22 protein-coding genes and 1 pseudogene are annotated in these 25,997 nt (G+C 65.2%); 15 read left to right on the forward strand and 8 right to left on the reverse strand.

Annotated features, from left to right (window positions below):
• Positions 1 to 63 precede the first annotated feature (63 nt).
• The 3 genes from FDW81_RS13760 to FDW81_RS13770 all read left to right on the forward strand — a co-directional run bounded on the left by FDW81_RS13760 (position 64) and on the right by FDW81_RS13770 (position 3,537).
• Entirely contained in the window at positions 64 to 1,008 is a 945-nt protein-coding gene (locus FDW81_RS13760; protein WP_138134743.1) for a carbohydrate ABC transporter permease, read from the forward strand.
• Positions 998 to 1,945: a carbohydrate ABC transporter permease gene (locus FDW81_RS13765; protein ID WP_138134744.1), complete on the forward strand. Its 948-nt coding sequence runs from the start codon at positions 998 to 1,000 to the stop codon at positions 1,943 to 1,945. Before FDW81_RS13760 ends, FDW81_RS13765 begins: the two co-directional genes overlap by 11 nt.
• 242 nt (positions 1,946 to 2,187) lie before the next feature.
• On the forward strand, positions 2,188 to 3,537 hold the full coding sequence (locus tag FDW81_RS13770) for an ABC transporter substrate-binding protein (RefSeq protein ID WP_138134745.1): 1,350 nt from the start codon (positions 2,188 to 2,190) through the stop codon (positions 3,535 to 3,537).
• Positions 3,538 to 4,114: 577 nt separating this feature from the next.
• Here the strand turns inward: FDW81_RS13770 and FDW81_RS13775 are convergent.
• Together FDW81_RS13775 and FDW81_RS13780 are read right to left on the reverse strand one after the other, a co-directional pair.
• Positions 4,115 to 5,437, reverse strand: coding sequence for an HNH endonuclease signature motif containing protein (locus FDW81_RS13775; protein ID WP_240720281.1), 1,323 nt, complete (start codon positions 5,435 to 5,437; stop codon positions 4,115 to 4,117).
• A gap of 302 nt (positions 5,438 to 5,739) precedes the next feature.
• Positions 5,740 to 7,755 (reverse strand): beta-galactosidase, encoded by a 2,016-nt coding sequence (locus FDW81_RS13780; protein WP_138134747.1) that lies wholly within the window; start codon positions 7,753 to 7,755, stop codon positions 5,740 to 5,742.
• Between the two features lie 174 nt (positions 7,756 to 7,929).
• On the opposite strand from FDW81_RS13780, the gene FDW81_RS13785 reads away from it, so the two are divergent.
• The 5 genes from FDW81_RS13785 to FDW81_RS13805 all read left to right on the forward strand — a co-directional run bounded on the left by FDW81_RS13785 (position 7,930) and on the right by FDW81_RS13805 (position 13,115).
• The gene (locus tag FDW81_RS13785; RefSeq protein ID WP_138134748.1) at positions 7,930 to 9,219 is read left to right on the forward strand and encodes an ABC transporter substrate-binding protein; all 1,290 of its coding nucleotides are present in this window, start codon (positions 7,930 to 7,932) and stop codon (positions 9,217 to 9,219) included.
• A 33-nt stretch (positions 9,220 to 9,252) separates the two neighbouring features.
• Positions 9,253 to 10,206, forward strand: coding sequence for a carbohydrate ABC transporter permease (locus tag FDW81_RS13790; protein ID WP_138134749.1), 954 nt, complete (start codon positions 9,253 to 9,255; stop codon positions 10,204 to 10,206).
• The gene (locus FDW81_RS13795; protein ID WP_138134750.1) at positions 10,203 to 11,120 is read left to right on the forward strand and encodes a carbohydrate ABC transporter permease; all 918 of its coding nucleotides are present in this window, start codon (positions 10,203 to 10,205) and stop codon (positions 11,118 to 11,120) included. The genes FDW81_RS13790 and FDW81_RS13795 overlap by 4 nt, the downstream gene beginning before the upstream one ends.
• Before the next feature lie 19 nt (positions 11,121 to 11,139).
• The gene (locus FDW81_RS13800) at positions 11,140 to 11,769 is read left to right on the forward strand and encodes a Poxvirus protein I5 (RefSeq protein ID WP_138134751.1); all 630 of its coding nucleotides are present in this window, start codon (positions 11,140 to 11,142) and stop codon (positions 11,767 to 11,769) included.
• Between the two features lie 77 nt (positions 11,770 to 11,846).
• Entirely contained in the window at positions 11,847 to 13,115 is a 1,269-nt protein-coding gene (locus tag FDW81_RS13805; protein WP_138134752.1) for an MFS transporter, read from the forward strand.
• Positions 13,116 to 13,182: 67 nt separating this feature from the next.
• Here FDW81_RS13805 and FDW81_RS18735 read toward each other — a convergent pair whose 3' ends face one another.
• The 3 genes and pseudogenes from FDW81_RS18735 to FDW81_RS18745 all read right to left on the reverse strand — a co-directional run bounded on the left by FDW81_RS18735 (position 13,183) and on the right by FDW81_RS18745 (position 17,004).
• A complete protein-coding gene (locus FDW81_RS18735) occupies positions 13,183 to 14,094 on the reverse strand; it encodes a hypothetical protein (RefSeq protein ID WP_370279050.1) in 912 nt (303 codons plus the stop codon).
• A 115-nt stretch (positions 14,095 to 14,209) separates the two neighbouring features.
• Positions 14,210 to 14,569 (reverse strand): annotated as a pseudogene (locus tag FDW81_RS18740) (family 78 glycoside hydrolase catalytic domain); the annotation flags it as partial.
• 1,184 nt (positions 14,570 to 15,753) lie between these two features.
• Entirely contained in the window at positions 15,754 to 17,004 is a 1,251-nt protein-coding gene (locus FDW81_RS18745; protein WP_171027212.1) for a Gfo/Idh/MocA family protein, read from the reverse strand.
• A gap of 251 nt (positions 17,005 to 17,255) precedes the next feature.
• Between FDW81_RS18745 and FDW81_RS18490 the strand changes: the two genes are divergently transcribed.
• Both FDW81_RS18490 and FDW81_RS18495 read left to right on the forward strand, forming a co-directional pair.
• Positions 17,256 to 17,408, forward strand: a complete 153-nt coding sequence (locus tag FDW81_RS18490; RefSeq protein WP_240720273.1) for a hypothetical protein — start codon at positions 17,256 to 17,258, stop codon at positions 17,406 to 17,408.
• Positions 17,409 to 17,532: 124 nt separating this feature from the next.
• The gene (locus tag FDW81_RS18495; RefSeq protein WP_240720275.1) at positions 17,533 to 17,757 is read left to right on the forward strand and encodes a hypothetical protein; all 225 of its coding nucleotides are present in this window, start codon (positions 17,533 to 17,535) and stop codon (positions 17,755 to 17,757) included.
• Here the strand turns inward: FDW81_RS18495 and FDW81_RS13830 are convergent.
• Together FDW81_RS13830 and FDW81_RS13835 are read right to left on the reverse strand one after the other, a co-directional pair.
• Positions 17,745 to 18,809, reverse strand: a complete 1,065-nt coding sequence (locus FDW81_RS13830) for a spore photoproduct lyase family protein (protein ID WP_138134755.1) — start codon at positions 18,807 to 18,809, stop codon at positions 17,745 to 17,747. The two genes, FDW81_RS18495 and FDW81_RS13830, sit on opposite strands and share 13 nt — an antisense overlap.
• Positions 18,810 to 18,862: 53 nt before the next feature.
• Entirely contained in the window at positions 18,863 to 19,072 is a 210-nt protein-coding gene (locus FDW81_RS13835) for a hypothetical protein (RefSeq protein WP_138134756.1), read from the reverse strand.
• 133 nt (positions 19,073 to 19,205) lie between these two features.
• Here FDW81_RS13835 and FDW81_RS13840 point away from each other — a divergent pair, with 133 nt between their 5' ends.
• On the forward strand, positions 19,206 to 19,580 hold the full coding sequence (locus FDW81_RS13840) for an STAS/SEC14 domain-containing protein (RefSeq protein ID WP_138134757.1): 375 nt from the start codon (positions 19,206 to 19,208) through the stop codon (positions 19,578 to 19,580).
• Between the two features lie 18 nt (positions 19,581 to 19,598).
• Here the strand turns inward: FDW81_RS13840 and FDW81_RS13845 are convergent, their stop codons facing one another.
• Positions 19,599 to 20,621, reverse strand: a complete 1,023-nt coding sequence (locus FDW81_RS13845; RefSeq protein ID WP_138134758.1) for a LacI family DNA-binding transcriptional regulator — start codon at positions 20,619 to 20,621, stop codon at positions 19,599 to 19,601.
• Positions 20,622 to 20,770: 149 nt separating this feature from the next.
• On the opposite strand from FDW81_RS13845, the gene FDW81_RS13850 reads away from it, so the two are divergent.
• The 4 genes from FDW81_RS13850 (at position 20,771) to FDW81_RS13865 (ending at position 25,940) form a co-directional block, all read left to right on the forward strand.
• The gene (locus FDW81_RS13850) at positions 20,771 to 21,118 is read left to right on the forward strand and encodes an L-rhamnose mutarotase (RefSeq protein ID WP_138134759.1); all 348 of its coding nucleotides are present in this window, start codon (positions 20,771 to 20,773) and stop codon (positions 21,116 to 21,118) included.
• Between the two features lie 87 nt (positions 21,119 to 21,205).
• Positions 21,206 to 22,384 (forward strand): L-rhamnose isomerase, encoded by a 1,179-nt coding sequence (gene rhaI, locus FDW81_RS13855; RefSeq protein ID WP_138134760.1) that lies wholly within the window; start codon positions 21,206 to 21,208, stop codon positions 22,382 to 22,384.
• Positions 22,385 to 22,389: 5 nt separating this feature from the next.
• Positions 22,390 to 24,426: a bifunctional aldolase/short-chain dehydrogenase gene (locus FDW81_RS13860; protein WP_138134761.1), complete on the forward strand. Its 2,037-nt coding sequence runs from the start codon at positions 22,390 to 22,392 to the stop codon at positions 24,424 to 24,426.
• Complete coding sequence (locus FDW81_RS13865; protein WP_138134762.1) at positions 24,423 to 25,940, forward strand: rhamnulokinase family protein; 1,518 nt, start codon at positions 24,423 to 24,425, stop codon at positions 25,938 to 25,940. The genes FDW81_RS13860 and FDW81_RS13865 overlap by 4 nt, the downstream gene beginning before the upstream one ends.
• Positions 25,941 to 25,997 lie beyond the last annotated feature (57 nt).

The raw sequence follows: 25,997 nt of genomic DNA on the forward strand, positions 1-25,997 counted from the left end.
GACACCGCGCCCGGCAGGCCTGCCGGCAGTGGCGGGTCCGGCTCCAGGGATGGGGCTGCAGCAGTGAGCGCCATCAGCGAACTCAGCTCCATCACCCGGCGGAAGGGCAAGGCCACCGCCGAAGAGAAGAAGGCCAACGGCCGGGACAACAAGGCAGCGTATATCTTCCTGCTGCCATGGCTGGTGGGCCTCATTGCCATCACCATCGGCCCCATGCTGATGTCCCTCTACCTGTCCTTCACGGACTACAACCTGCTCCAGCCCCCGGAATGGACGGGCTTGGACAACTTCACCCGGATGCTCAGTGATGCCCGGCTGCATAACTCGCTCGGCGTTACCTTTACCTACGTCTTCATCGGCGTGCCGCTCCAGCTTGCCGTGGCGCTCCTTATTGCGCTGGTGCTGGACAAGGGGCTGCGCGGCCTGCCGTTCTACCGCTCGGTGTTCTACCTGCCGTCCCTGCTGGGCGGCTCGGTGGCAGTTGCCATACTCTGGAAGCAGATCTTCGGCACCACCGGCCTGGTGAACCAAGTCCTGGCAATGTTCGGCATCCAGGGTCCCGGCTGGATTTCAGACCCCAGCACGGCGCTGGGCTCCATCATCCTGCTGCACGTCTGGACCTTCGGCGCCCCGATGATCATCTTCCTGGCGGGGCTGCGGCAGATCCCAACGATGTACTACGAGGCCGCAAAGGTGGACGGCGCAACCACGCTCCAGCAGTTCTGGCGGATCACCATGCCAATGCTGAGCCCCATCATCTTCTTCAACCTGGTGCTGCAGATCATCGGATCCTTCCAGTCGTTCACCCAGGCGTTCATCGTCTCGGGCGGCAACGGCGGCCCCTCGGATTCCACGATGTTCTTCACCCTGTACCTATACCAAAAGGGATTTGGCCAGTTCGACATGGGCTACGCATCCGCCATGGCCTGGGTCCTGCTGGTGATCATCGGCGTCTTCACCGCCATCAACTTCATCGCTTCTAAGTATTGGGTTTTCTATGACGACTAAGCTTGAGACGCTGCCCACCCCGGAGAAGAAGTCTGCCGGCGCGGGCAAGCCAACGAACCGCCGCAAGCCCAAAATCAGGGAGTCCCGCGGCACCCTGGCCTTCAGCCGGGCGCAGCGCACCAAAGCCCTGATGAAGCACGGGATCCTGATCCTCGCCGGCGGGCTGATGATCTACCCCCTGCTCTGGATGGTTGTTTCATCGCTTCGCCCCAACGAGCTGATCTTTCGCGAGCCCGGCCTGTGGCTCAACAGCCTGGAGATGAGCAACTACACCTCCGGCTGGTCTGCCCTGACCCACCCCTTCGGCCACTACATGATCAACTCGGCCATTGTGGTGGTTGGATCCATTCTGGGCAATCTGATTTCGTGCTCCATGGCTGCCTATGCGTTCGCCCGGCTGCAGTTCACGGCCAAGAAACTGCTGTTCGGCATCATGCTTTTGACCATCATGCTGCCGTTCCACGTGGTGATCGTTCCGCAGTACATCCTGTTCTCCCAGATCGGCTGGGTGAACACCTTCTGGCCGCTGATCGTGCCCAAGCTGCTCGCCACCGAAGCGTTCTTCGTCTTCCTGATGGTGCAGTTCATCCGCGGCATCCCGCGGGAGCTCGACGAGGCTGCCCGTATTGACGGGGCAGGACACCCCCGCATCTTCCTGCGCGTCATCCTGCCGCTGATGGTGCCGGCGCTGGCCACCACCACCATTTTCACGTTCATCTGGACCTGGAACGACTTCTTCGGAGCACTGATTTACCTGACGGATCCGGACATGTTCACCGTTCCGGTGGCACTGCGGGCCTTCGTTGATTCACAGTCGGCGACGAGCTGGGGATCGCTGTTTGCGATGTCCATCGTTTCGCTCCTACCGGTCTTCCTGGTGTTCCTCTTCGGCCAGCGGTTCCTCATCAAGGGCATCGCCACCACCGGCATCAAGTAGTCACACTGCTGGTCCGGCTGGCAAGGCCTGCCGTCATCACCAGCAGTGCGAACCGGACGCCCGTTCGTCGCGACGGGCGTTCCCGCCGTCCCCCTTGCCACCCTCCCGAAAACTGCCGCGCGAAACCTTGTATTACAAGTTTGGCACTTGTAGCATTAGTTCCAGAAAGCGGTTTCGTGTTTTTTCCCAGCATCAAAGGCACCATTCCCCAACACCTGGATCAAAGAAGATCGGAGTTACCAGTGCAGCTTTTTCCCCGCCCTGCGTCTGCCCGGCAACCGGCAGAGCGCCGTTCCCGTGGTGCACACCGCTTCCGTAAGACGGGCGTCGTAGCCGCCGCGGCCGCCGTCATGGCCCTCAGCGCCTGCGGCGGAGGATCCTCCACGCCGAATGCCGACGGTCCTGTTGAACTGCGGTTCTCCTGGTGGGGCGGCGACAAGCGCGCCCAGCTGACCCAGGAAGCCATCAAGCAGTTCGAGGCTGAAAACCCCAACATCAAAATCAAGCCGGAATTCGGCGACTGGAGCGGCTACTGGGACAAGCTGGCTACCCAGGTGGCTGCCAACGATGCCCCGGACATCATCCAGATGGATGAAAAGTACATTACCGAGTACTCCAGCCGCGGTGCCCTGCTTGATCTTTCCAAGTACGAGATCGACACCTCCAAACTCGACGAGGCTGCACTTAACGCGGGCAAGAGCGAGGACGGACTGACCGGCATCGCCGCCGGCATCAACGCAGCCACCATTCTGGCGAACCCCGCTGTCTTTGAAGCCGCGGGCGTCCCATTGCCGGATGACTCTACCTGGACCTGGGAAGACTTCGGACGCATCGCAGCGGAAATTACGGAGAAGTCACCCAAGGGGACCTACGGTGCCGCCGCCTACGGAACGGACGAGGCTTCGCTGGGAGTCTGGCTTAGGCAGAATGGCAAGTCGCTCTACACCTCGGACGGCGAGCTGGGCTTCGAGCCGGCCGACATTGCTGAATGGTGGGCGTTCCTGAAGGAGCTCAGCGCGAAGAAGGCCGTGCCTTCGGCATCCGAAGTTGTTGAAGCCGAGGCCGCCCCGCTGGATCAGAGCGGATTGGCCACGGGCAAGAATGCAATGGCCTTCTGGTGGTCCAACCAGGCACCCGCACTCGAAAAGGCCTCCGGCGGAGACCTGAAGATCATGCGGTTCCCCACCAAGACCGGTTCCGCGGATGATGCTGGGCTTTGGTACAAGGCATCGCAGTTCTGGTCAGCCTCCTCACGCACCAAGCACCCCGAGGAAACCGCCAAATTCATCGACTTCCTGACCAACAACGTCAAGGCCGGCGAAACCCTCCTGGCAGACCGCGGCGTGTACCCGAACTCCGAGGTCCGCGCAGCCATCGAGTCGAAGCTGACTCCGGCAGACGTCAAGGTGGTCAAGTTCATCGATCAGATCAAGGACGAGTTGGGCGAGGCTCCCGCCCCGCCGCCCAAGGGTGCCGGCTCGATTCAGGAGATCATCAAGCGGTACACCTCGGAAGTTCTCTTCGAACGGCTGTCCCCCGAAGACGCCGGCAAGAAGGCCCATGACGAGATGAAGTCGGCCATCAGCAGCTAGTCTTCACACCGCCGAAACGGCTCAGACCGTAGGGTAAACGCCTCCTCCACCCAACAGTGTCCGACGGCGGTGGCAGCTCCGCCCCGGCAGGAACCTTGGGTTCCTTCCGGGGCGGAGGTGTTTAACCGATGTCTTTGGCCGTCAGGGTCCGCGGCCATGAGTCCAATCCGTGCCGCTTCTCCCGAAGGACGACTCTGACGTGCTCTGCAGTCCATTCCCGCTCCGGCGAGAGTATCCACGAGTATGTAGGCAACGGCTTACCCGGTCCGGTGAAAACCCAAGCCCTTTCTCCACGCTGGTAGGTCGCCAGTTCGATTTCGAGGCATGGGGGATCGTCGGCAACGGATTCCATGCGGATTGCACGAAAGAGCTGACTGGCTGCCACCTCAATGTCCTGCATGCGCTGCAGGTCTTCTGGTTTCGCTGCCCGAATCACCAAATCAGTATCGCTTGGACCAGCAACGAGTGGATGGCCTGGAGTTCCAGTTGCGGCTGTCAGCGTTCGATGGGCGGTATGACTCGCCCAAGGACCTCGACGGCATGTCTCGTTGACGTCTTATCCTCCTTGGGACGCCGGTCACCCCGCTGGTGGCAGGGCCGCAGAGGCATGCTGTGGCCAAGTGACTTCGGCCCATCCATTGTTCGCCCCAATGTTCCTCGGAAGGGGAGGTGCCATTGACCGGTAGGTGCGACCGGTGGGTGTTCGAAGTACTACCGAATGCCTGATTCCGGCCGCTGGTTTGGCTGTCCAGCCGGGTGTTTCTTTCGTGTGGTTGCAGGCTTCGCAGAGGCCTTGGCCGTTGGCTGCGGTGGTTGGGCCGTCGTTGTGCCGGGGGATGATGTGGTCGTGGTGCCGGATGGGCGCGTCGCAGTAGGGGGTGCGGCAGGTGTCGTCCCGGACCTGGAGGAACCGGCGGAGCCCTGGCGGGAAGAGCCGGGCCTTGGAGTCCATCGCGACGAGTTCCCCCGTGCCGGGGGCGGTGTACAGCCGACGAAGGTACGTGGCCGACTCCCGGCTGTTCGCGACGTCCGGGGTAGACCCGTTGGTCTTGGTCGCGCCGCGTGTTCCTTCCAGCACAGCTTTCCTGGCCCATTCGGCGGGAACGATCCCGTACCCGGTGAGCCGGGCCGGTTCGGTGTCGCCCTGGAAGAGGGTACGGTCGGTCATGACGAGCTGGACCTCTATGCTGCTGATCCCGCCGGGGGTGCCGGTGACGCGTTCGACCAGGGTGTCGGCCATGATTTGGCCCTTGGACCGCTCATCACCCGAGGACCTCAAGGTCTCGGCGTCGCGGGTGAGCGCCGCGTACACGGCGACGCCCTGGGCCACCGGGAGCAGGGCGGTCAGGTAGGTCATGGTGTCCGGCGCCGGTCGCAACGAGACAGTTCGTTCGGTCACGGCGTGGGCTGCCCGCTTCGCCACCGACCGCGGGTCCCGCCGGTACGCCGCGGCCCTGACAGCACTGATGATGGCCCGGTCCCCGGCCCCATCGAAGATGCCGGTGTCGGCGGCGAGCTCCTCATCCACCGCGCACCGGTCCCCGGCGGACAGGCACGCGGTTTCCTTCACCACCAACGTGGCGCGCCACTCGTTCAGCTGACCGGACGCCAAAGCTGCCAGGGTGCGGGGCATCTCGGTCACCAAAGCCTTCGCCAATCCCAGGAGCCTGCCACCCCGGGCAGGGGACTCCCGCCGGGCAAGAGCTATCTCGGCCGCGACCCCGGCACCCAGCTCATGAGCGGGGACACCGGCAGCAGCCTGCTCCCGCCTCCTCGCCAGGTCAAAGGCAACCTCAATCAGGGCCTGCCTCGCAGCCAAAGCCGACTTCGCATCCTCCAGCTCCCGGATCTGATCGATCATTCCCCGCGCATCAGGGGCAACAGGCACAGAACCAGGCATCCCAAGAACCCCGGCCACGGAAGGGACACCGGCAACAGAACAAACCTCACGATCCCAGTCCACCGCCGCCGCCTCCCCAAACGTCTCCATACACAAAGTCTTCCAGCTGGGGCAGAGAAAAACCGGTGCCACCGACGCTATGTGGATAATTGCACCAAGGCCTCGGCAACGTGCCAAGGAGGCGCCGCCGTCGTCCTCCAGTCAGGCAGGGGGAGGCGCCGCCGTCGTCCTCCAACCACACCGGGCGAGGCGCCGCCGCCCAGCCAAAAGAACCAGCCGCGGCACCACCAACGAGGAAGGCGTCAGTCTTCCGCGATTACCGCGACTCCGCCAGCAGGAACCGTGCCGTCAAACCGCTCCCCGGAGAGCAGGTCGGTCCCGACAGCCTGGACGGAAGAGCCAGAGCGGTTGTGGTTGATGGCGAACAGGAAGCTCCGCCCGTCGGCCAGGCGGCGGCGGGTCAGCTCCACCCCGGGATCTGCCGCAGCAACAGGGGCAACGCCGGACTCACCAAGGAGCCGGTCCACAACTGACTCGATACCGTTCGAATCGGGGAACGTCGCGAGGTACCACGCGGCCCCGCTGCCCACCGGACGCCGGGTCAGGGACGGCACGCCATCCAGCGGGTACTCGGTAAATGTCTGCAGCGCTTCAGCACCCTCGAGGTGGATGTGCTCGCTCCAGATGGAGGAAATGGTCCCGTCACTGAGCTTCAGCTGCGAGCCGGCCAACAGGGGACGGAATTCCTCGACCCGCACTCCCAGGAGTTCGCGGAACGCGCCCGGGTAGCCGCCCAGCCGCACGTGGTCCTTCTCGTCGACGATGCCGCTGAAGTAGGTGACCAGTACGGTGGCGCCGGCGGCAGCCGCGGCAGCGATGTTTGCCGCAGCTTCATCCGTGACGGAGTAGAGCGTGCAGACGAGGACAAGGTCGTAGCCCTCCAGGGTGGCGGAGGGGTGGACCATATCCACGGAGACAGCCCGCAGGAACAGCGAGCGGTGGAACGCCCGCAGGAGGTCCAGGTAGCGCACGTCGATGCTCGGCTTGGAATCGATTTCGCTGGCCCACCACGCCTCGTAGTCGAACACAATGGCCACCCGGGATTCCACCCGCGAGCCCCGCACCGGCTCCAGAAGCTTCAGCGCGGCCCCCAGGTCCACCACTTCGCGCCACACCCGGGTCTCCCGTCCGCCATGCGGCACCATCGCTGAGTGGAACTTCTCGGAACCGGCAAAGCTCTGCCGCCACTGGAAGAACATCACCGCGTCCGCGCCGCGGCCCACGTGGGCCAGCGAGTTGCGCAGCATTTCGCCCGGCATCTTGGGCTGGTTGCGCGGCTGCCAGTTCACGGCCGACGTCGAATGTTCCATCAGAATCCACGGGTCACCTCCCGCGATGCCACGGGTGAGGTCCGCGCTGAACGCGAGTTCGATGTGGCGTTCGGGGTCCGCGGCCACGAGGTAGTGGTCGTTGGCGATGACATCCAGGTCCTTGGCCCAGCTGAAGTAGTCCATGGCCTTGGTGGCGCTGGAGGCCATCAGGTTGGTGGTGCAGGGGACGGTTGGGGTGATTTCGCGGAGAACTGCAACGAGCTCGCGGTAATAGTCCATCAGAATCCAGGAGTTGAAGCGCTGGAAATCCAGCTGCTGGCCTGGGTTGAGGGTGGACGGGGCAAGGCCCGGCGGGAGGATCTCCTCGAAGGAGCCGTAGTTCTGGGACCAGAAGGCCGTGCCCCAGGCCGAGTTGAGCGCTTCGATGGTCCCGTAGCGGCGCTCCAGCCACCCGCGGAATGCGGCAGCATCCTCGTCTCCGTAGAACTCGGAGACGTGGCAGCCCAGTTCGTTGTCCACGTGCCACAGTGCCAGGGCCGGGTGGTCCTTGTACCGTTCGGCCAGCATTCGGGTAATGCCCTTTGCGTACCGCCGGTAGACGGCCGACGACGGCGTGTAGTGCCGCCGCGAGCCCGGTCCCAGCACGGTTCCGTCAGCAGTGACGGGCAGGATCTCCGGATGCCTGCGCACCAGCCAGGCAGGCGGGGCCGCAGTCGCCGTGGCCAGGGCCACCTTGACGCCGATGCTGTGGAGGTTGTCCATGACCTCGTCGAGCCAGCCGAAGTCGTACTGTCCCTCAGCAGGCTCCAGGAGCGCCCAGGAGAAGATGCCAACGCTGAGGAAGTTCACACCTGCTTCCTGCATCAGCTCCAGGTCCTCCAGCCTCACGCTGACGGGCCATTGCTCCGGGTTGTAGTCACCGCCGAACGCGATGCCCTCGATGTTGTTCCAAACGCTGGCCGGGCCGGAGCGTGCCTGCTTGGTCATGGGACTCCTTGATCTGCTGGGAGGACGGCGGCGGGCCGAAACGATGTGGTTGGAAAACGCTTGCCCATTTCCGGGAATGAAGATATTGTATCGTTTCAGAAGCCGTGTAAGCCAGCTCACTACCCGCCGTGTAGAAGCGAAAAGGGATTGCACACATTGAGCAAGGAGGCTCCCGTGATCAACAGAAGGCATTTCCTCACCACCGTCGCCGTCGGCACCGCATCTGCCGCAGCCCTGGCGGCCTGTGGAACCGGATCCAACAACGCCGGAAAGACCGGTTCCGCCGAAAACCCCGTCACCATCAACTACACCTGGTGGGGCAACGACGACCGCGCCGAGCGTACCCGCAAGGCCATTGCGTTGTTCGAGTCCAAGAACCCGGACATCAAGGTCAATGGCAACTTCACCGACTTCGCCGGCTACTGGCAGAAGCGTGCCACCGAAGCAGCCGGCGGCGGCCTTCCGGACGTCATGCAGTGGGACCTCTCCTACCTGCGCGACTACGGCCAGCGCAACCAGCTACTGGACCTGGCCACCGTCAACATCAACACCGACGCCTTCGAGAAATCCCTCCTGCCGTCGGGCCAGATCAAGGGCAAGACCTACGGCATCCCCACCAGCACCAACGCGTTCGCGGTCTACTACGACCCCGCCAAGCTGGCCTCACTCGGCATCGCCGAGCCGACCGGCAAGTGGACCTATGACGAGTACAACGCTTTCCTGACGGAGGTAGGCACCAAGAGCAATGGCGCCCTCTTCGGCGGCACCGATTACACCGGTGTCTGGTGGATGTTCAACATCTGGCTGCGCCAGAACAACATCGAAGCCTTCACCGAGGACGGCAAGCTCGGCTTCACCAGGGACGACCTGAAGAAGTGGTGGAACCTCACCGCCGAACTCCGCGGCACGCCGGCCATCGCCTCCGAAGAGCGTGTTACCCAGCTGGCACCGAAGTCGGCGTTCGGCTCGAACGTCACCGCCACCGAAGTCACTTGGGACAACTTCATGGCCGGATACCTGGCTGACAGCGGCGCCAAGGAATTGAAGCTTGTCCCGGTTCCGTCGGATGACCCGGACAACCTGGGCCTGTTCCTCAAGCCGTCCATGCTGATGGTGGCCAGCGCCAAGACCCAGTACAAGGACGCTGCAGCCCGGTTCATCGACTTCATGGTCAATGACCCCGAGGTGGGCCAGATCTTCAAGACCTCCCGTGGCGTTCCCGCCTCGAAGACCCAGCGCGACGGCACCACGTTCGAGGGTACGGACAAGCTCGTGGTGGACTACGAGAAGTCCATTGAGCAGTACCTCAAGGACGCCCCTGAGCCGCCCATCGTCGGCTTCGGCACGCTTGAGGCCTCCTTCAAGCGCATCTCCTCGGACCTGAACTACGGCAAGCTGGACATCAACGGCGCCACCGATGCCTGGTTCAAGGAAGCCGAAGACCTCATCAAGCAGAATGCCTAAATTTCAGGCGTTAACGACTGACGGATTGAACTCGTGACTCAAAGCCCAACACTGAGCAGGCGATCGACGACGTCCGCCTCCCCGCAGCCGCGCAAGTCGCGGCGGCGGGGAGCGGATGCCCGCGCCGGCTACACCTTCCTGCTGCCCTGGCTGCTGGGATTCATCGCCCTCACTGTTGGGCCCATGATTTCCTCGCTCTACCTGTCCTTCACCAACTACAACCTGTTCGAGGCGCCCAAGTGGATCGGCCTGGACAACTACACCACCCTGTTCCAGGACGAGCGGTTCCTGCAGTCGGTGGGCGTGACCGTGAACTACGTCATTTTCGGTACCCCGCTGAAGCTCGCCGCGGCACTGGCGGTGGCGATGCTGCTCAACAGCAAGCGGCGCGGCCAGGGTTTCTACCGGTCCGCGTTCTACGCACCGTCCCTGATCGGCGCCTCGGTGTCCATCGCCATCGTCTGGAAGGCCATGTTCGGCGATAACGGTCCCGTGGACCAGGGCCTGTCCATCTTCGGGATCAACCTCGGCGGCTGGGTGGGCAACCCGGCCATGACCATGCCGATGTTCATCCTCCTGACGGTATGGCAATTCGGCGCCCCGATGGTGATCTTCCTTGCCGGCCTGAAGCAGATCCCCAACGAGCTCTACGAGGCGGCGTCCATGGACGGTGCCGGCCCGGTGCGGAAGTTCTTCAACATCACCTGGCCCATGCTCTCCCCTGTGATCTTCTTCAACCTGCTGATGGAAACCATCCACGCATTCCAGATCTTCGCCTCGGCCTACATCATCTCAAACGGTGAAGGCGGCCCGGCCGGCTCCACCCTCTTCTACACCCTCTACCTGTACCTGCGGGGCTTCAGCGATTTCCGAATGGGCTACGCCTCGGCCATGGCCTGGCTGCTGGTGATCGTGGTGGGCATCATCACCCTGATCTTCTTCCGCACGTCCAAGTCCTGGGTCCACTACAGCGGTGATTCACGATGACAACAATGGCAACCCCCACCCAGTCCGCACCGGACGCACCGGCGCCGCACTACAACCCCAAGTCCGAATCCGTAGGGACCAAGCGTGCCAAGAGCACCCTCTTCCACGTGGTGGCCCTGGTCCTCACGGCCGTGGTCCTGTACCCCGGCCTGTGGATGATCGCCTCGGCGTTCAAACCGAACTCGGAGATCGGCGGCGCGAACACCTCGCTCTGGTCCAACAACTTCAGCCTGGACAACTTCGTCACCGCCATGGAGGGCATCGGCGGGGTGTCCACTTTGCAGTTCTTTACCAACTCGCTGGTCCTGGCCATCGGCGCGGTGGTTGGCACCGTCCTCTCCGCGTCCGTCTCGGCCTACGCGTTCGCAAGGATCAGCTTTCCCGGCCGTGGTGTGTTCTTCGGCATGATGATCGCCACCTTGCTACTGCCGTTCCACGTGGTGATCATTCCGCAGTACATCGTCTTCCAGCAGCTGGGCCTGGTGGACACCTACATCCCGCTGCTGATCGGCAAGTTCCTGGCCGCTGACGCGTTCTTCGTGTTCCTCATGGTCCAGTTCATGCGCGGCCTTCCCGCGGAACTGGACGAGGCGGCACGGATCGACGGCGCCGGGCATGCACGGATCTTCGGGTCCATCATGCTGCCGCTGATGAAGCCGGCCCTGATCTCCACCTCGATCTTCTCCTTCATCTGGAGCTGGAACGACTTCCTGGGCCCGCTGCTGTACCTGAACACCCCGGACAAGTACCCGCTGCCGCTGGCCCTCCGGCTCTTCGTGGACCAGACCCAGTCCTCGGACTACGGCGCGATGATCGCGATGTCGGTCCTGGCCCTGCTGCCGGTGCTGATCTTCTTCCTGATCTTCCAGCGGTACATTGTTGAAGGCGTTTCCACCCAGGGCCTCAAGGGCTAACGGAAGACCGAGACAGAATATGAGCGTCATGGACAGCACCACACCCGCCCCCAACCACCACGAACCCGTCCCGGTGAACCGTTTCGCGCTGTTCTCCGAGACCCTCCTGGCCGGGGTGCTGGTGCTGGTGCTGTCCCTTCCGCTGGTGACGATCCCGGCCGCGTATGCGGCGGGGATCGCCCATCTGGAACGGCACCTTTCCGGCCGGGACGATTCCGTCCGCGGCCTCTGGGGCCTGTTCAAGGTTGCCCTGCCCGGCAGCTGGAAGCTTGGATTCACGACGGCGGCGGCCGCCGTCGTGATTGTCCTGAACCTTTTGCTCACATGGGCACGGCAGCTTCCCGGCCCGGAGATAGTACTGCCGGCCACCTTGATCCTCTCCGCCTGCGGGGCCATCCTCCTGCTGCGCACCACCTCTGCCTGGTCCGATTTCACCGGTGCCACGCCCGATGCAAGAGCAACCTGGCGCTCCGCCCTGGAGACGGGGCAGGCGCTGTCAGTAAAGGATTGGACCGGCTCCCTCCTGCTCGCCGCCGCGCTGTTCGGAACTGTGGTGTTCGTCTGGATGCTCGTCGCCCTCTTCGTAGTGGTACCCGGCACCCTCATCCTCGCGGCAGCGGCAGTCAAGATGCGCTCCACCCGCTCCTGACCTCCAAAAGCGCCCGGGCTGCCACCGGCGCAAAGAAACCATCTGGTACTGCCCGCCACTATCGAGTTGAGTCCCACGTGTCTTCCGACCGCCAGCGTTCCCAGCAGTCCCTCCACAAGCCAAAGAACCAACCCGCCTGGTATCAGCCCCTGACCCAGCGCAACTACCGGATCTTCCTGGCAATGGTGTTCACCGGCAGCGTGGGGGTGTGGATGCAGCGCCTGGCCCAGGACTGGCTGGTGCTGCAGCTGACCGGCAGCCCGGCTGCGGTGGGCGTCGCCGTAGCACTGCAGTTCCTCCCGATGCTGATTGTGGGGCCGCTCAGCGGCCTGCTCGTGGACATGTTCCCCAAGCGCCGCATCATGCTCGCCTGCCAGACCGTTATTGCCCTCCTGGCCATTGGCCTCGCCGCCTGGGCAGCAAGCGGAACCATCACCGTCTGGGCCGTTTATGCCAGTTGCGTTGCACTGGGCATAACGTCAGCCATCAACCAGCCCGCCACCCAGGTGTTCGTCAACGAGGTAGTGGGTGACGCAGCCCTCCGGCCCGCGATAGGCCTGAACAATGCCCTCGGACAGCTGGGCGCCATGGCGGGCCCGGCGGTGGCTGGAGTGGTCATCTCCCAGGCAGGATCGGCCGCAGCCTTTGCCGCAAACTCATTCCTGTGCCTGCTGGTGCTGAGCATGATCGCCGCGATCCGGCCGGCCGAGCTGCACCCCAGTGCCCCGGCAGGGCGGGGGCGCGGTCAGCTGCTGGCCGCATTCAGCTATGTGCGGGACAGGCCGCGGTTGCTGCTCATCATCCTGCTGGCGGGACTCCTCGGCGCCTTCGGCATGAACGGCCCCGTGGTCCTGGCGGCCTTTGCCGAGCGCGTGTGGCACAACGGCGTTGAGGGCTTTGGCTTGTTCAATACCGTCAGCGCGGTGGGTGCCCTGGCCGGCGCGCTCCTCGCCGCCCGCCTCAGGAACATGGGGCGCAAAGGCATCGTGGCCGCTGCCGGCCTCTTCGGACTGTCCCAGCTGGTTGCGGCGCTGATGCCGGACCTGGTGCTGTTCGTGGCCATGCTGGTGGTGGTGGGCCTGATGACCCTCCTTTTCCTTACGAGCGCGGCCACCGCCGTGCAGCTTGAAGCCGGGCCGGAAATCCGGGGCCGCGTGATGGCCCTGTACCTTCCCCTGCTGCTGGGCGGGCACGCGCTGGGCGGGCTGCTGGCAGGCTGGCTCACGGAACAATTAGGCGTGCGCGCAGGGCTGGTGGTCACCGGCGGGCTGGGCATGCTCTCGGCCCTGGTCATCGGCCTGCTGCTGTGGTGGCACGGCCGCCGCGCCGAAGCCCGCCAGCCATAAGTCCGCACACCCTTGACCTGTGTGCTGAGTCGCACCGGGCAAAGTGGATGGAAAACAGTACGTGCCCTCACGCCCGGAAGTCACGGCGCAGCTGCCGGCGGGCAGGCGGACCACGGCGGTGACGCCGGCCCTGGGACAACAGCGCACGGACCAGCCCGTGGACAGTCAGCGGTCCCTGCTGCATCCCCATGGCGGCGACCCGCCGGGCATCAACAGAGGCAAGGTCCGGCGCCGTAATGCCCAGCGACAGCGGGAAGGACGTGGCGTGCTGTGACGCGTGCGCACTGGGGGTGCCGTCGGCGTGCAGCCCGTCCACCATGACGCCGTCAACCCGCAGGCGGGCGCGGATGGCGTCCGCCAGCCAGCGTGCCGAGGAGGCGTAGCGGATGGCGGCCTCCTCTTCACCGGCCAGGCCGCAGAGCCGTACCGTGGCCATGAGTGCGGAGTAGGCCTGCACGTTGACAGTGGTCTTGGCGGCGCACTCCATGTCGTAGCCAAACCGGCCCGGTTCCGGCCAGTCCACGATGCCGTGGAGATAGGGGCCGGAACCGCCGCCCAGCGTGGTGACCAGTCCCGCCGTCGGGCCCTCTGCCGGAATGTACCGCAGGGCATAGTCCGCTGTGCTGCACAGGTGCGGCAGGAGTTCCCGGAGAAGGGCAAGGTCCCCGGTGCGCAGGTGGTATTCCTCGGCCCACTCCGGGATCATGAACGAGAAGTCCGGTATATCCCGTTTGCCGTCGCCATTGGGGTAGACGGCGTTGCAGCGGCCCTTGTCCTCGCCGCAGGTCCAGTAGCGCACGGCGGACCAGCCGACCTCGCGCAGCGCCTGGGCCGTATCTGCGTGTTCCCAGAAGAGGGACATGGTGGCATAGGAGATGCTCACGGCCTCGGCCAGGAACTGGCCCTTCTCGCGCGTGGGCTTGTCCACAAACTGCTCCTGGACGCCGTACAGTGCGGAGTCGCGCAGCAGCTTGAACACCGCATCCAGCGTGGCGTCGGAACTGCTGAAACTTTCTTCGCCGGGGGTGGCGGCCGTGGACCACCACGGCGCCCACCCGGGAGACGTCCGTTGCCTGCACAAAGGGAAGCTCGAGGTAGCGGAATCCCAGGTGGACACTTGCCCGGAACTGCTGCGGTCCTGCCGCCTGCGTGTAGGGAAAGGACATGTCCGTGTTCTGGCTCGCCGTCTTTCCGGCGTCCACCCGCCCGTCCGGCCGCAGCCCGTACCCGGCCCGGATCATCAGGGTGCGGCCCGGCACACCGTCCAGGAAGTCCACCTGGGGGCGCCCGGGAAGAACCTGGCCGAAATCCGCAACCAGGGTGCCGTCGTCGGCCGCCAGGAACGCCTTGGGCGCCACGAACTCCTCGGCGAGGAAGGTGCGGCGGGGGTGCACCTGCGGGAACTCCGGGGTGGGGTGGCTGCCGTAGCTGATGGCGGCCGGCATGTCCTCCATAGCGGAAGACGGCGCGGCGGCAAGGGACGCGGCGGCCTGCCCGTCCAGGTGCTCCACGGGGTCGCCTTCGTCGTTGCGGTAGCCGGACTGCCGGTACGGCGCCTCGTCCGCGGACCAGTCAGCCCCCGAACCAAACACTTCACGGCGGCCGTCGGTGTAGTGCACGCCCAGGTGGACCAGGTGGACCAGGTGGACCAGGTGGACCAGGAGGCCGGGAAGGCCTGCCGCCCGGCCCTGTCCCGGACCGTACCAGTGGAGCAGCGCCGTCAGGGGAACCGGGGTGTCCAACGGCTGCGCGGCGAGGAGGGCGGTGACGTCAGCGGCGTCGTAATAGCCCTCGCCGGGGTAGCCGAAGGACGTGGTGCTGAGGCAGTGGGTCTCGGCCAGGGACAGCTGCGCATGATGGTTCGCGGCGACGAACAGGCCAGCGGCGACCGGCGCTGCAGGCTCCTGCACCGCCAGCAGCGTTCCTTGCCGTCCAGCGAAACGGTGATCGTGGTTCCGTCGTCGATGACCACCAGGTCCTGCCAGGAGCCAGCCACCAGATCATTGCCCGGCAACCGGGCCTGGTGGATGTCATGCCTCCGGGCGGTCTGGGCCTTCGCCAGTGCGGCAGTTTCGGGAACCGCGGAGGCAGGAATTTCCCACTCCGGGACCTGCCGGAGGACCACCTCGCCTGCAGTGCTGAGTTCCAGCAGCAGCCCGGTTCCCGGGCCGCTGCTCCGCAGGATCAGCCCGGCCCAGCCCATGACCGGCCGGACCCGGGCTTCCAGCCGGAAGCTGCGGACCGGCGGGCAGCGGACCGGCAGGAAGGGGAGCCGGCAACCCGCAGTACCCGGTTCAGGACTTCCCGGGGTGCGCGGCCGCCGGGGGCGCGCCGGATCCAGTCAGCCTGCCACGCCCCATATCCAACGCCGGTGCTGAACGGCCGCGGCGAAGACCATTCCCCGGGGATTCCCGCCGTGTCAACGGACCCGCACGCGCCACGCGTAGTCGGTGTCGTCGTCTAGTACCGGCCCGTCATAGGGGATGCCCCGCTGGGCAGGGGAGGGGACCCGGCGGGGATGAGGTCAGGCAGTCGGCGAGGCCGTCCGTCAGGAGGCCGACTGCGTGCAGCTGCCCTCGCTCCTGGCTTCGGCCCGCTGCGGGCGCGGTAGCAGGCGCCTTTGCTGGCTGGGGCCGCATCAGGAGGCGGGCATGCTGAAGGCGGAAGGGGCAGAGGTGGCCCAGGGCAGGCCCAGCTCACTAAAGGTGAGGTGCCTCCGGCCGGCCTGTTCCAGTGCGGCCTCGATGTCCACCACGACGGCTTGGGCTGCTTCCCCTTCCCCCTCCCACCGGACGTGGTCATCATCGATGGGGGCCGGCAGCGGCGCGGTCCGCACGGCTTCGAGCACCAGCATGAAGGCGCCGCTGTCCAGGAGTGGGCTGATCAGCGGGGTGCCGGCGCTGCGGTGTGCCAGCAGGTTCTCCGTGAGGTCGTCCCGGCCGTAGGTCTTTTCTGACGTGCCTGACGCCGTGGTCACGGTGAGGCGGTCCTCGGTGTAGTGGAAAACGGCCGTCCCGGCAGAACCGTGGAGGGTGACGTACGGCTCCATTGACTCCGCTGCGCAGATGGTAAGGGCACAGGTGATGGGCAAGCCGGATGACGTGCGGATGCGGATCACCGATGTGTCGTCGGATTCAATGTCGTTGGCGCGGTACAGTTCCGTCTCCACCGAGGAAACGTCGGCGGTGGTCCTGGCCCCCGCAATCCTCAGCGCCGTGGCCACTGCATGCGCCAGGGGGTTGGTGGCCACGCCGTCCACCACATCAACACCGCCGATGCTGCGTTTTCCGGCCCAGCGTGAGCGCTTGTAGTATGCCCTGTCCCGGACCCAGCGCCCCGTTGCCGAGATGCCCTGCAGCGTGCCGATGGTGCCGGCAGCCAGCAGGTCCGCGATGGCCTGCAGTGCGTGCGAGCCGAGGCTCTGGAAGCCGATCTGGACGCTCCTGTCCGATGCCGCAGCGGCATCACAAAGCCGGTTGAAGTCCGCCAAAGAGGCGACGGGTGGCTTTTCCAGGTAAAGGTCCGCTCCGGTGCCCAGGGCGGCCAGCGCCAGCGGGGCGTGGGTCTGGATGGGGGTTGCCACGATGATCAGGTCCAGCGCGCCGGCGGCGGAGAGCAGTTCGTCCAGCCCCGGGAAAACCTGGGCCGACGCTGGCACGTAGCCGGGTGCCGGCGGCTGCGGATCAGCTACAGCGACGAGTTCGACGGCGCCTGCCGCCTGGAGGCGTTCGAGGTTGCGCAGGTGGTGGGTGCCGAAGCCGTGCACGCCGACCAAGGCGACGCGGGCTGGAGCGCTTCGGGAGGTTCCGGGGGCAGCGTCTGCTTCAGCCGCTGTTGGGGGACTTCCCGCGGGGGCGTCCGGGCTGTGGGTGCCAGTCGGCATTCCCATGGTTCTCCATTCCGCCCCTTCGGGGCACGCAATCCACCGGCGGTTGCCGCGGCGAGCAAACGCTTTCCAAGAACCAGTGTGCGCCATGGTGCTTGCGCGAGTCCAGCTATAACGATTCAAAAGATAGCTTGACCTTGCCGTCGCGGTAGGTTCAGATTTTCGAGAAACCGATTACCGCTGTCTGGAACGTATCAAATGCAGCGTCCATCATCCCGCCCGAAACAACCTCGAAGAAGTGGAAAAGGAAAACCATGCTCCGCAGAAAACTCTCCCTGGCTGCTGCCCTCGTGACGGCCACCGCACTATCGCTCACGGCCCGCAGCGGGGGTGAGACGCCGGCGGCGGACCTCACCACCGTGTCCATCATGGCGCCCTTCCTGGAAAGCCCAGCCGCCCAGTGCTGACGGTGCTGTCCCGAAAAAGCTGGAAGAGCTCACAGGCAAGGACATCAACATCTTCTGGACCCCCAACGCGTCCTATGAGGACAAGACCAACATCACCCTGGCATCGTCGGAGATTCCGCACATCATGGTGATCCAGGGCAAGACTCCCGGGTTCGTCAAGAACGCCGAAGCAGGTGCCTTCTGGGACCTGACGGACAAGCTGGATGACTACCCGAACCTCAAGACCACGTTCCCCGAGATCCAGGAAAACGCCAGCATCAACGGCGCGGTCTACGGCGTCTACCGTGGCCGTGCCCCGATGCGAGCTCTAGCTGCACTGACAGGGTTTGATGCCGTTCAGAACGCGTAGCGGATGCGGCAGTAAGGCGTGATCTTCTCCATAAGACCGGTCAGCTGCCGGATATAGCGGGCTTTGGTTCCCGACCGGTAGCGGACGTTGGTGAAGCCGTTGGATGAAACCTTTGCTTCCTGTAGGTCCGGACGCCACAGCGCGTTCTCGGCCTGCGGATGCCACCCCAGGTTGACCTCGTGGAGGCGCTCATTGTGGGTCAGGAAAATCACTTCCGCCGCGAGCTGGGCCTTCGCCGCGGGAGTCAGCGTGGCATCGAGCTGGCGCAGCAGCTCCTCCCAGTCCCTGAGCCAGGTGTCCGTGATGATGACGGGGGAGAAGTTCACGTGCACCTCGTACCCGGCGTCGACGAAGTCGTTGATGGCGGCCAGGCGCTCGGCCACCGGGGAGGTCCGGACGTCGATCGATTTGGCCAGAGCGGCGGGCATGAGGGAGAAACGTATCCTGGTGTGGCCGCCGTGGTCCCACGTAAGCATCGCAGGGTTCACGTACTTTGTCGCAAAGGACAGCTTGGCGGTGGGCAGGTCGCGGAAGAGGGTAACGAGGTCCTCCACGTTGTCGCTGATGAGGGCGTCAACGGAACAGTCACTGTTCTCGCCGATGTCGTAGACCCACAGTTCAGGATCGCACTGGTTGGGCTCCAGCTTGATGCCCTGGCGGGTAACGTGCCGCTCAAGCGCCCCGGCGATCTGCTCGATGTTTGCGAACACCGTGACCGGGTTGCTATACCCCTTGTGCCGGGGCACGTAGCAGTAGGCGCAAGCCATGGCGCAGCCGTTCGCGGTGGAGGGGGCGATGAAGTCTGCGGAACGGCCGTTCAGCTTGACGGTCAGTGCCTTCTTGACGCCGAGGACCAGCGCCTCTGTCTTGATCCGGGACCAGCGGGGGACGTTCGTCTCATCGCCGTGCACCGCCGGAATGTTCCAGTGGCTGTCAACAAGCTCGACGTCTGCGTCCGGCCAGCGTTCAACGATTTCCTTACCCCGGGCCAGCTCCAATGCGGCAGGCTGTGCATAGATGCGGCGGATCTGCAGCAGCCGGTTGAATTCCATACCGTTATTCTTTCAAGACGCGGGAAGGGCTGGGGGTGGTTAAGCCGAAGGCGTCAGGCCATGCTCTCCAGCGACAGTTCCTCAACAGCCTCGGCGAGGGCTTCCATATTGAACCACTGGGCGGGCAGCATGTGATGGACGAAGGCGTCGAATTCAAAGGGGTGGCAGCGCCCGCCATGGTTCCAGTACAGGATCCACAGGTCGATCAGGCCACGGTCCTTCCGCTGCAGCAGGTGTTGGGCAGTATGCCGCAGGTCATCCATAACCAATCCTTGCTTCTGCTACCGGCCCCCCACAAGAGCAGCAGCCGGAGGATTCGCCCCAGCTGCAGCAAGGGTGGAGAATCAGGGAGTCAGTTCAGGGCCTGATTAAGGGATAAACGAGGGGAGGCAGGGTTTGGCACCGGAAATTGTCGACGGCGGCAAGGGTACTGTGGAATTGCGTTCCGACGGTATCATCCACCTGATCTGGGAACCCAAGGTCCGCATAGAACTCGAGGACGCGCAGGCGGCCATGGCGGCAGTCAACCGGATCGCGGGGGAGGAGACCTACCCCATGCTGGTGGACATGGCCACCACCGAGGACGTCACCAGGGCTGCCCGTTCCGTCTTTTCCATCCCCTGCGCCGCGAATCGGATCGCACTGCTGGGAGCCAGCCCGGTGGACCGGATCATCGCCAACTTTTTCCTGGGGGTGCACATCCCGCCCTGCCCCACCCGCTTCTTCACTTCCCGGACTGAGTCCATGCAGTGGCTGCAGCAGGGCGGATAGCCCGCCAGGCCCGGTTTGTCAGACGGCGGACGAAGCACCCGTGCTCTGCCGGACCACAAGTTCCGGCGTGAACACCACCGCCCGGTGCGTGGGGTTCTGGGATTCCACCTCTTCGGCCAGGAGTTCGATGGCGGTGCGTCCGAGCGCCTCCGTGGGCTGGCGGATGGAGGACAGCGGGACCACGGCCGAGACCGCGAAGTCGATGTCGTCATAACCGATCAGTGCAACGTCCTCGGGGATGCGGTAGGTGTGGGTCATGGTCAGGGACTGCATGACGCCCAGTGCCAGGAGGTCGTTGGCGCAGAAGATGCCGTCCGGAAGGTTCTCCCGCCCCCGCTCCACCAGCATGTTGCCCACGCTGCGCCCGGCGAGGACGGTCTGCCCCTCGGACTCGAGCACCTCAAGCGTGGCATCAGCTTCTTCTTTCACGGCCCGCTGGGCCCCCTGCAGGCGGTCGGCCACCTGCCGGATGGAGGTGGGGCCGCCCACAAAGGCGAGCCGACGGCGGCCGGTGTCCAGCAGGTGCCGCGCAGCAAGGTACCCGCCGGCGTCGTCGTCAACTGCTACCGAGCTAAACTTTGCCTCGTCAGCGAGCCGGTCCACCAGCACGGTGGGAACCCCGCGCTCGCGGAGGAGGTCCAGCCGCTCGGTGACGTCCCCCACCGGTGAGATCAGCAGGCCCTGGACGCGCTGCTCCTGGAAAAGGTCGATGTAGTTGGCCTCCCGGCCGGCGTCGTGGCCGCTGTCGCCGAGCAGCACCGCGCTGCCATGCAGGGCAGCGGCATCCTCGGCGGCCCGCACCACGGACGTGAAAAAGGGGTTTCCCACGTCCAGGACAATCAGGCCAATCGTTCGGCTGTGGCCTGCCCGCAACTGGCGGGCGGCGTCGTTGCGGACAAACCCCAGTTCGTCGATGGCCTTCAGCACCCGGTCCTTGGTCCGCTGCGAAACCCTGTCCGGGTAATTCAGCACATTGGAGACCGTGCCCACGGCCACGCTGGCATGGTTGGCGACGTCCTTGATACTGGCGGTGCGGTTCATGATTCTCCGTGCTGCAGGGCCGCGTGCCTCGGATCCGGCCGGGCTGCTGACAGCCGGGCCGGAATGCTTGACACCTACTCACCTACAAGAGTACTTTGAATCGTACCAATGAAACGATTCAAACTCGAGCGAGTTCAGGAGAGTCCAAGATGAGGGTGTGCTTCCGCTCCTCGATCCAGCCAGCGCTGATCGAGGAATACCGCAGGCGGCACGCTGCCGTGTGGCCGGAGATGCTCCGCGCGCTCAAGGACGCCGGCTGGAACAACTACTCCCTGTTCCTCGCGGAGGACGGCCTCCTGGTGGGCTACGTGGAATGCGACGACTTCGACGCCGTCCGCGCACGCATGGCGCTGACCGAGGTCAACGCCCGCTGGCAGGCGGAAATGGCAACACTCTTCGAAAACACCGGCCAGGCTCCCGACGAGGGGTTCCAGGTCCTTGAGGAAGTCTTCAACCTCGACACCCAGCTTGAGGTGGCAAGTTCCTCCACCTCCTGACACCGGCGGACTGCCGAACATTGGGCTCCAGCAGCGGGGCGGCGCTTAACAGACCAACAGCATCACAAGAAACCGGAAAGAACCATCATGAATGACGTAGCAACGGCGCTGGGCAGGCTCGAGGAGCTTGCCATTGAGGTCCCTTCGTGGGCCTATGGAAATTCCGGTACGCGGTTCAAGGTGTTCGGCACGCCCGGCACCCCGCGCACCGTGCAGGAGAAACTGGCCGATGCTGCAAAGGTCCACGAGTTGACCGGCCTCGCCCCCACCGTTGCCCTGCATATTCCTTGGGACAAGGTGGATGACTACGCTGCCCTTAAGGAGTACGCGGCAGGACTGGGCGTCGGCCTGGGCACCATCAACTCCAACACCTTCCAGGACGACGAGTACAAGTTCGGCTCCCTGACCTCCTCCAACGAGACCGTCCGGCGCCGCGCCATCGACCACCACCTGGACTGCATCGAGATCATGCATGCCACCGGTTCCAGGGACCTGAAGATCTGGCTGGCGGACGGCACCAACTACCCGGGCCAGGACGACATCCGCGGCCGCCAGGACCGGCTGGCCGAGTCGCTGCAGGAGATTTACGCCGCCCTGGGCGATGGGCAGCGCCTGGTGCTTGAGTACAAGTTCTTCGAGCCGGCGTTCTACCACACTGATGTGCCGGACTGGGGCACCTCCTACGCCCAGACCCTTGCCCTCGGCGAGAAGGCGCTTGTCTGCCTGGACACCGGCCACCACGCGCCGGGCACCAACATCGAGTTCATCGTGATGCAGCTGCTGCGCCTGGGCAAGCTGGGGTCCTTCGACTTCAACTCCCGCTTTTACGCCGACGACGACCTGATCGTGGGTGCCGCGGATCCGTTCCAGCTCTTCCGCATCATGCATGAGGTCATCCGCGGCGGCGGTTACGGCAAGGACGCTGCGGGGAATTCCGCTGTCGCTCTCATGCTGGACCAGTGCCACAACCTGGAAGAAAAGATCCCGGGCCAGATCCGCTCGGTGCTGAATGTCCAGGAGATGACCGCCCGCGCCCTGCTGGTGGACACCGCGGCCCTGAACGAGGCACAGCGCGCGGGGGATGTCCTGGCCGCGAACGGCATCTTCAACGATGCGTTCTACACCGACGTCCGGCCTGTCCTGGCCGAGTGGCGTGAATCCCGCGGCCTGCCCGCAGACCCGCTGGCCGCCTTCAAGGCCAGCGGCTACCAGAAGAAGATCAACGAGGACCGCGTGGGCGGCCAGCAAGCCGGATGGAGCGCCTGATAGTTATGACGAACAAGACTGTTGAAGACCTGATTTCCCGCTCCAACCGCCTGGGCGCGGACAAACGGAACACCAACTTCGCCGGCGGCAACACCTCCGCCAAGGGCACCGAGAAGGATCCGGTGACCGGCGAGGACGTCCAGCTGCTGTGGGTGAAGGGCTCTGGCGGAGACCTGGGCACGCTGAAGGCCGAGAACCTGGCCGTCCTGCGGCTCGACCGACTGAACGCGCTGAAGAACGTGTACCCCGGTGTTGAGCGCGAAGACGAGATGGTGGCCGCGTTCGATTACTGCCTGCACGGCAAGGGCGGCGCCGCCCCCTCGATTGACACCGCCATGCACGGCCTGGTGGACGCCGCGCACGTGGACCACCTGCACCCGGACTCCAGCATTGCCATTGCCACCGCGGTGGATGGCGAGGCGCTGACCACCAAGATCTTCGGCAACAAGGTGGTCTGGGTTCCCTGGCGCCGGCCCGGGTTCCAGCTGGGCCTGGACATCGCCGCGATCAAGGAAGCCAACCCGCAGGCCATCGGCACCATCCTCGGCGGCCATGGCATCACCGCCTGGGGCGCCACCAGCGAAGAAGCCGAGCAGAACTCGCTGTGGATCATCGAACAGGCCGAGAAATACATCAGGGACAACGGCAAGGCCGAACCCTTCGGCCCGAAGCTGCCCGGCTACGCAGCCCTCCCGGAAACCGAGCGCCGCGCCAAGGCCGCAGCGCTGGCACCCGTGATCCGCGGCCTGGCCTCCACGGACAAGCCGCAGCTGGGGCACTTCAGCGATGACGCCGTCGTCCTTGACTTCCTCGAAGCCGCCGGGCACCCGCGACTCGGCGCACTGGGCACCTCCTGTCCGGACCACTTCCTGCGCACCAAGGTCAAGCCGCTGATCCTGGACCTGCCCGCCGATGCGTCCATCGAGGACTCCATCGCACGCCTGCACGAGCTGCACGCGGACTACCGCGAGGACTACCGGACCTACTACGACCGCCACGCGGACGAGAACAGCCCGGCCCTGCGCGGTGCGGACCCGGCCATCGTGCTGGTTCCGGGCGTGGGCATGTTTTCCTACGGCGCGAACAAGCAGACCGCCCGTGTTGCCGGCGAGTTCTACATCAACGCCATCAACGTCATGCGCGGCGCCGAGGCGATCTCCACCTACGCACCCATCGAGGAATCCGAGAAGTTCCGGATCGAGTACTGGGCGCTTGAGGAAGCCAAGCTGGTCCGCATGCCCAAGCCGAAGTCGCACGCCACCCGCATCGCCCTGGTGACCGGCGCAGCGTCCGGCATCGGTAAGGCCATCGCCACCCGCCTCGCTGCCGAAGGCGCCTGCGTGGTCATCGCCGACCTGAACCTGGAGAACGCGGAAAAGGTGGCCGAGGAACTCGGCGGCCCGGACGTCGCCATCGGTGTCCAGGCTGACGTCACAGACGAGGCGCAGGTCGCCACCGCCATCGACGCCGCCGTGCTGGCATTCGGCGGTGTGGACCTGGTGGTCAACAACGCCGGCCTGTCCATCTCCAAGCCGCTGCTGGAAACCACCGAGAAGGACTGGGACCTGCAGCACAACGTCATGGCCAAGGGCTCGTTCCTGGTGGCCAAAGCCGCAGCCAAGGTGATGATCGCCCAGGGCCTGGGCGGGGACATCATCTACATTTCCTCCAAGAACTCCGTGTTCGCCGGCCCGAACAACATCGCCTACTCCGCCACGAAGGCAGACCAGGCCCACCAGGTGCGCCTGCTCGCAGCCGAACTCGGTGAGCACGGCATCCGCGTCAACGGCATCAACCCCGACGGCGTGGTTCGCGGCTCCGGCATCTTCGCCGGCGGCTGGGGCGCAAAGCGCGCCGCCGTGTACGGCGTGGACGAGGAGAAGCTGGGCGAGTACTACGCCCAGCGCACCCTGCTCAAGCGTGAAGTCCTGCCCGAGCACGTGGCCAACGCCGCCGCCGTGCTCACCAGCAACGAACTGTCCCACACCACCGGCCTGCACATCCCCGTGGACGCCGGAGTGGCCGCAGCCTTCCTGCGATGAGCGCGCAGCAGAACAGGGAAACCGCCCCGACCCAGGCCGGGGCGGTTTCCGCCGCTCCCGCTTCCCGCGTTTTTGCCGCGGTGGATATCGGTGCTTCCTCCGGCCGCGTCATCCTGGGCAGACTCGCCGAAGGCGCTGTTGAACTCGAGGTGGTGCACCGGTTCCCCAACGGCGTGGTGGAGATCGACGGCAGTCTCCGCTGGGACTTCGACGCGCTGTTCGCCGAGGTGCTCCAGGGCCTGACCGCTGCAGCCACAGTGGCCGCCGTGCAGGGCGAGCGGGTGGCAAGCATCGGCATCGACACCTGGGCCGTGGACTACGGGCTGGTGGACGCTGATGGAAAGCTCACCGCCCAGCCCTACAGCTACCGTGACGACCGCAGCCGTGCCGCCGTCGAACCCGTCCACCGGAAACTGGACCCGGCCCGCCTTTACGCCACCACGGGGCTGCAGTTCCTGCAGTTCAACACCCTTTATCAGTTGGCCATGGAACATGATCTTGACGGGCTGCAGGCGCTGCTCATCCCGGACCTGATCGCGTTCCAGCTCACCGGCCGGCGCCGGACTGAGGCCACCAATGCCTCCACCACGGGACTGTTTGACGCGGTGGCGGGGGAGTGGGCCACTGAATTCCTCACCGCCCTTGGCCTGCCCAAGGACCTGTTCCCGCCGCTGGTCCAGCCCGGTGAAACCGTCGGGACCCTCCTGCCCGAAATTGCCGCGCAGGTGGGCCTGGCGCCGGACACCCCAGTGGTGGCCGTGGGCTCGCACGACACCGCATCGGCCGTCGCCGCAGTCCCCGCCCAGGAGGAGTACTTCGCATACATCTCATCCGGCACCTGGTCCCTGGTAGGACTTGAGCTCAAGCATCCGGTCCTCACCGAGGCCAGCCGGAAGGCGAACTTCACGAACGAGCGGGGCGTGGACGGCACCGTCCGCTACCTGAAGAACATGGGCGGGCTGTGGCTGCTGAGCGAATGCCAGCGGACCTGGGTCCAGGAGGGATGCAGGCCCGAGCTCACGGTGCTGCTGACCGCCGCGGCTGCGCTGCCGCCTGGCGGTCCGCAGATCAACCCTGACGATCCGTACTTCATCGCTCCGGACAACATGCCGGAACGGATCAGGACAGCGGTCCGCCGCGCGGGAGACGTGCTGCCGGATGATCCGGCCGCCATCACCCGCTGCATCATGGACAGCCTCGCCGCCGGCTACGCCCGCACCATCCGGGATGCGGAGCGGCTGGCCGACCGGTCAGTGGACGTGGTGCACGTGGTGGGCGGCGGCTCGCTGAACAGGCTGCTGTGCCAGCTGACTGCGGATGTAACGGGCAGGAAAGTGGTGGCAGGTCCGGTGGAAGCCACAGCCCTGGGCAACATCCTGGTGCAGGCAAGCGCCGCGGGCTACGTCACGGGTGGCCTCGCGGAACTGCGGGAACTGGTAGTGCGCAGCCATGACCTGCAGGTCTTCGTGCCTGAGCTTTCAAGCATAGGAATGGATAGCAATGCCGCTCTTTGACCTTCCACTCGAACAGCTCCGCACCTACGCGTCGGACAACGCCGCCGGCGGACCTGC

The sequence above is a fragment of the Pseudarthrobacter sp. NamB4 genome (assembly GCF_005796185.1).
Classification (GTDB): Bacteria; Actinomycetota; Actinomycetes; order Actinomycetales; family Micrococcaceae; genus Arthrobacter.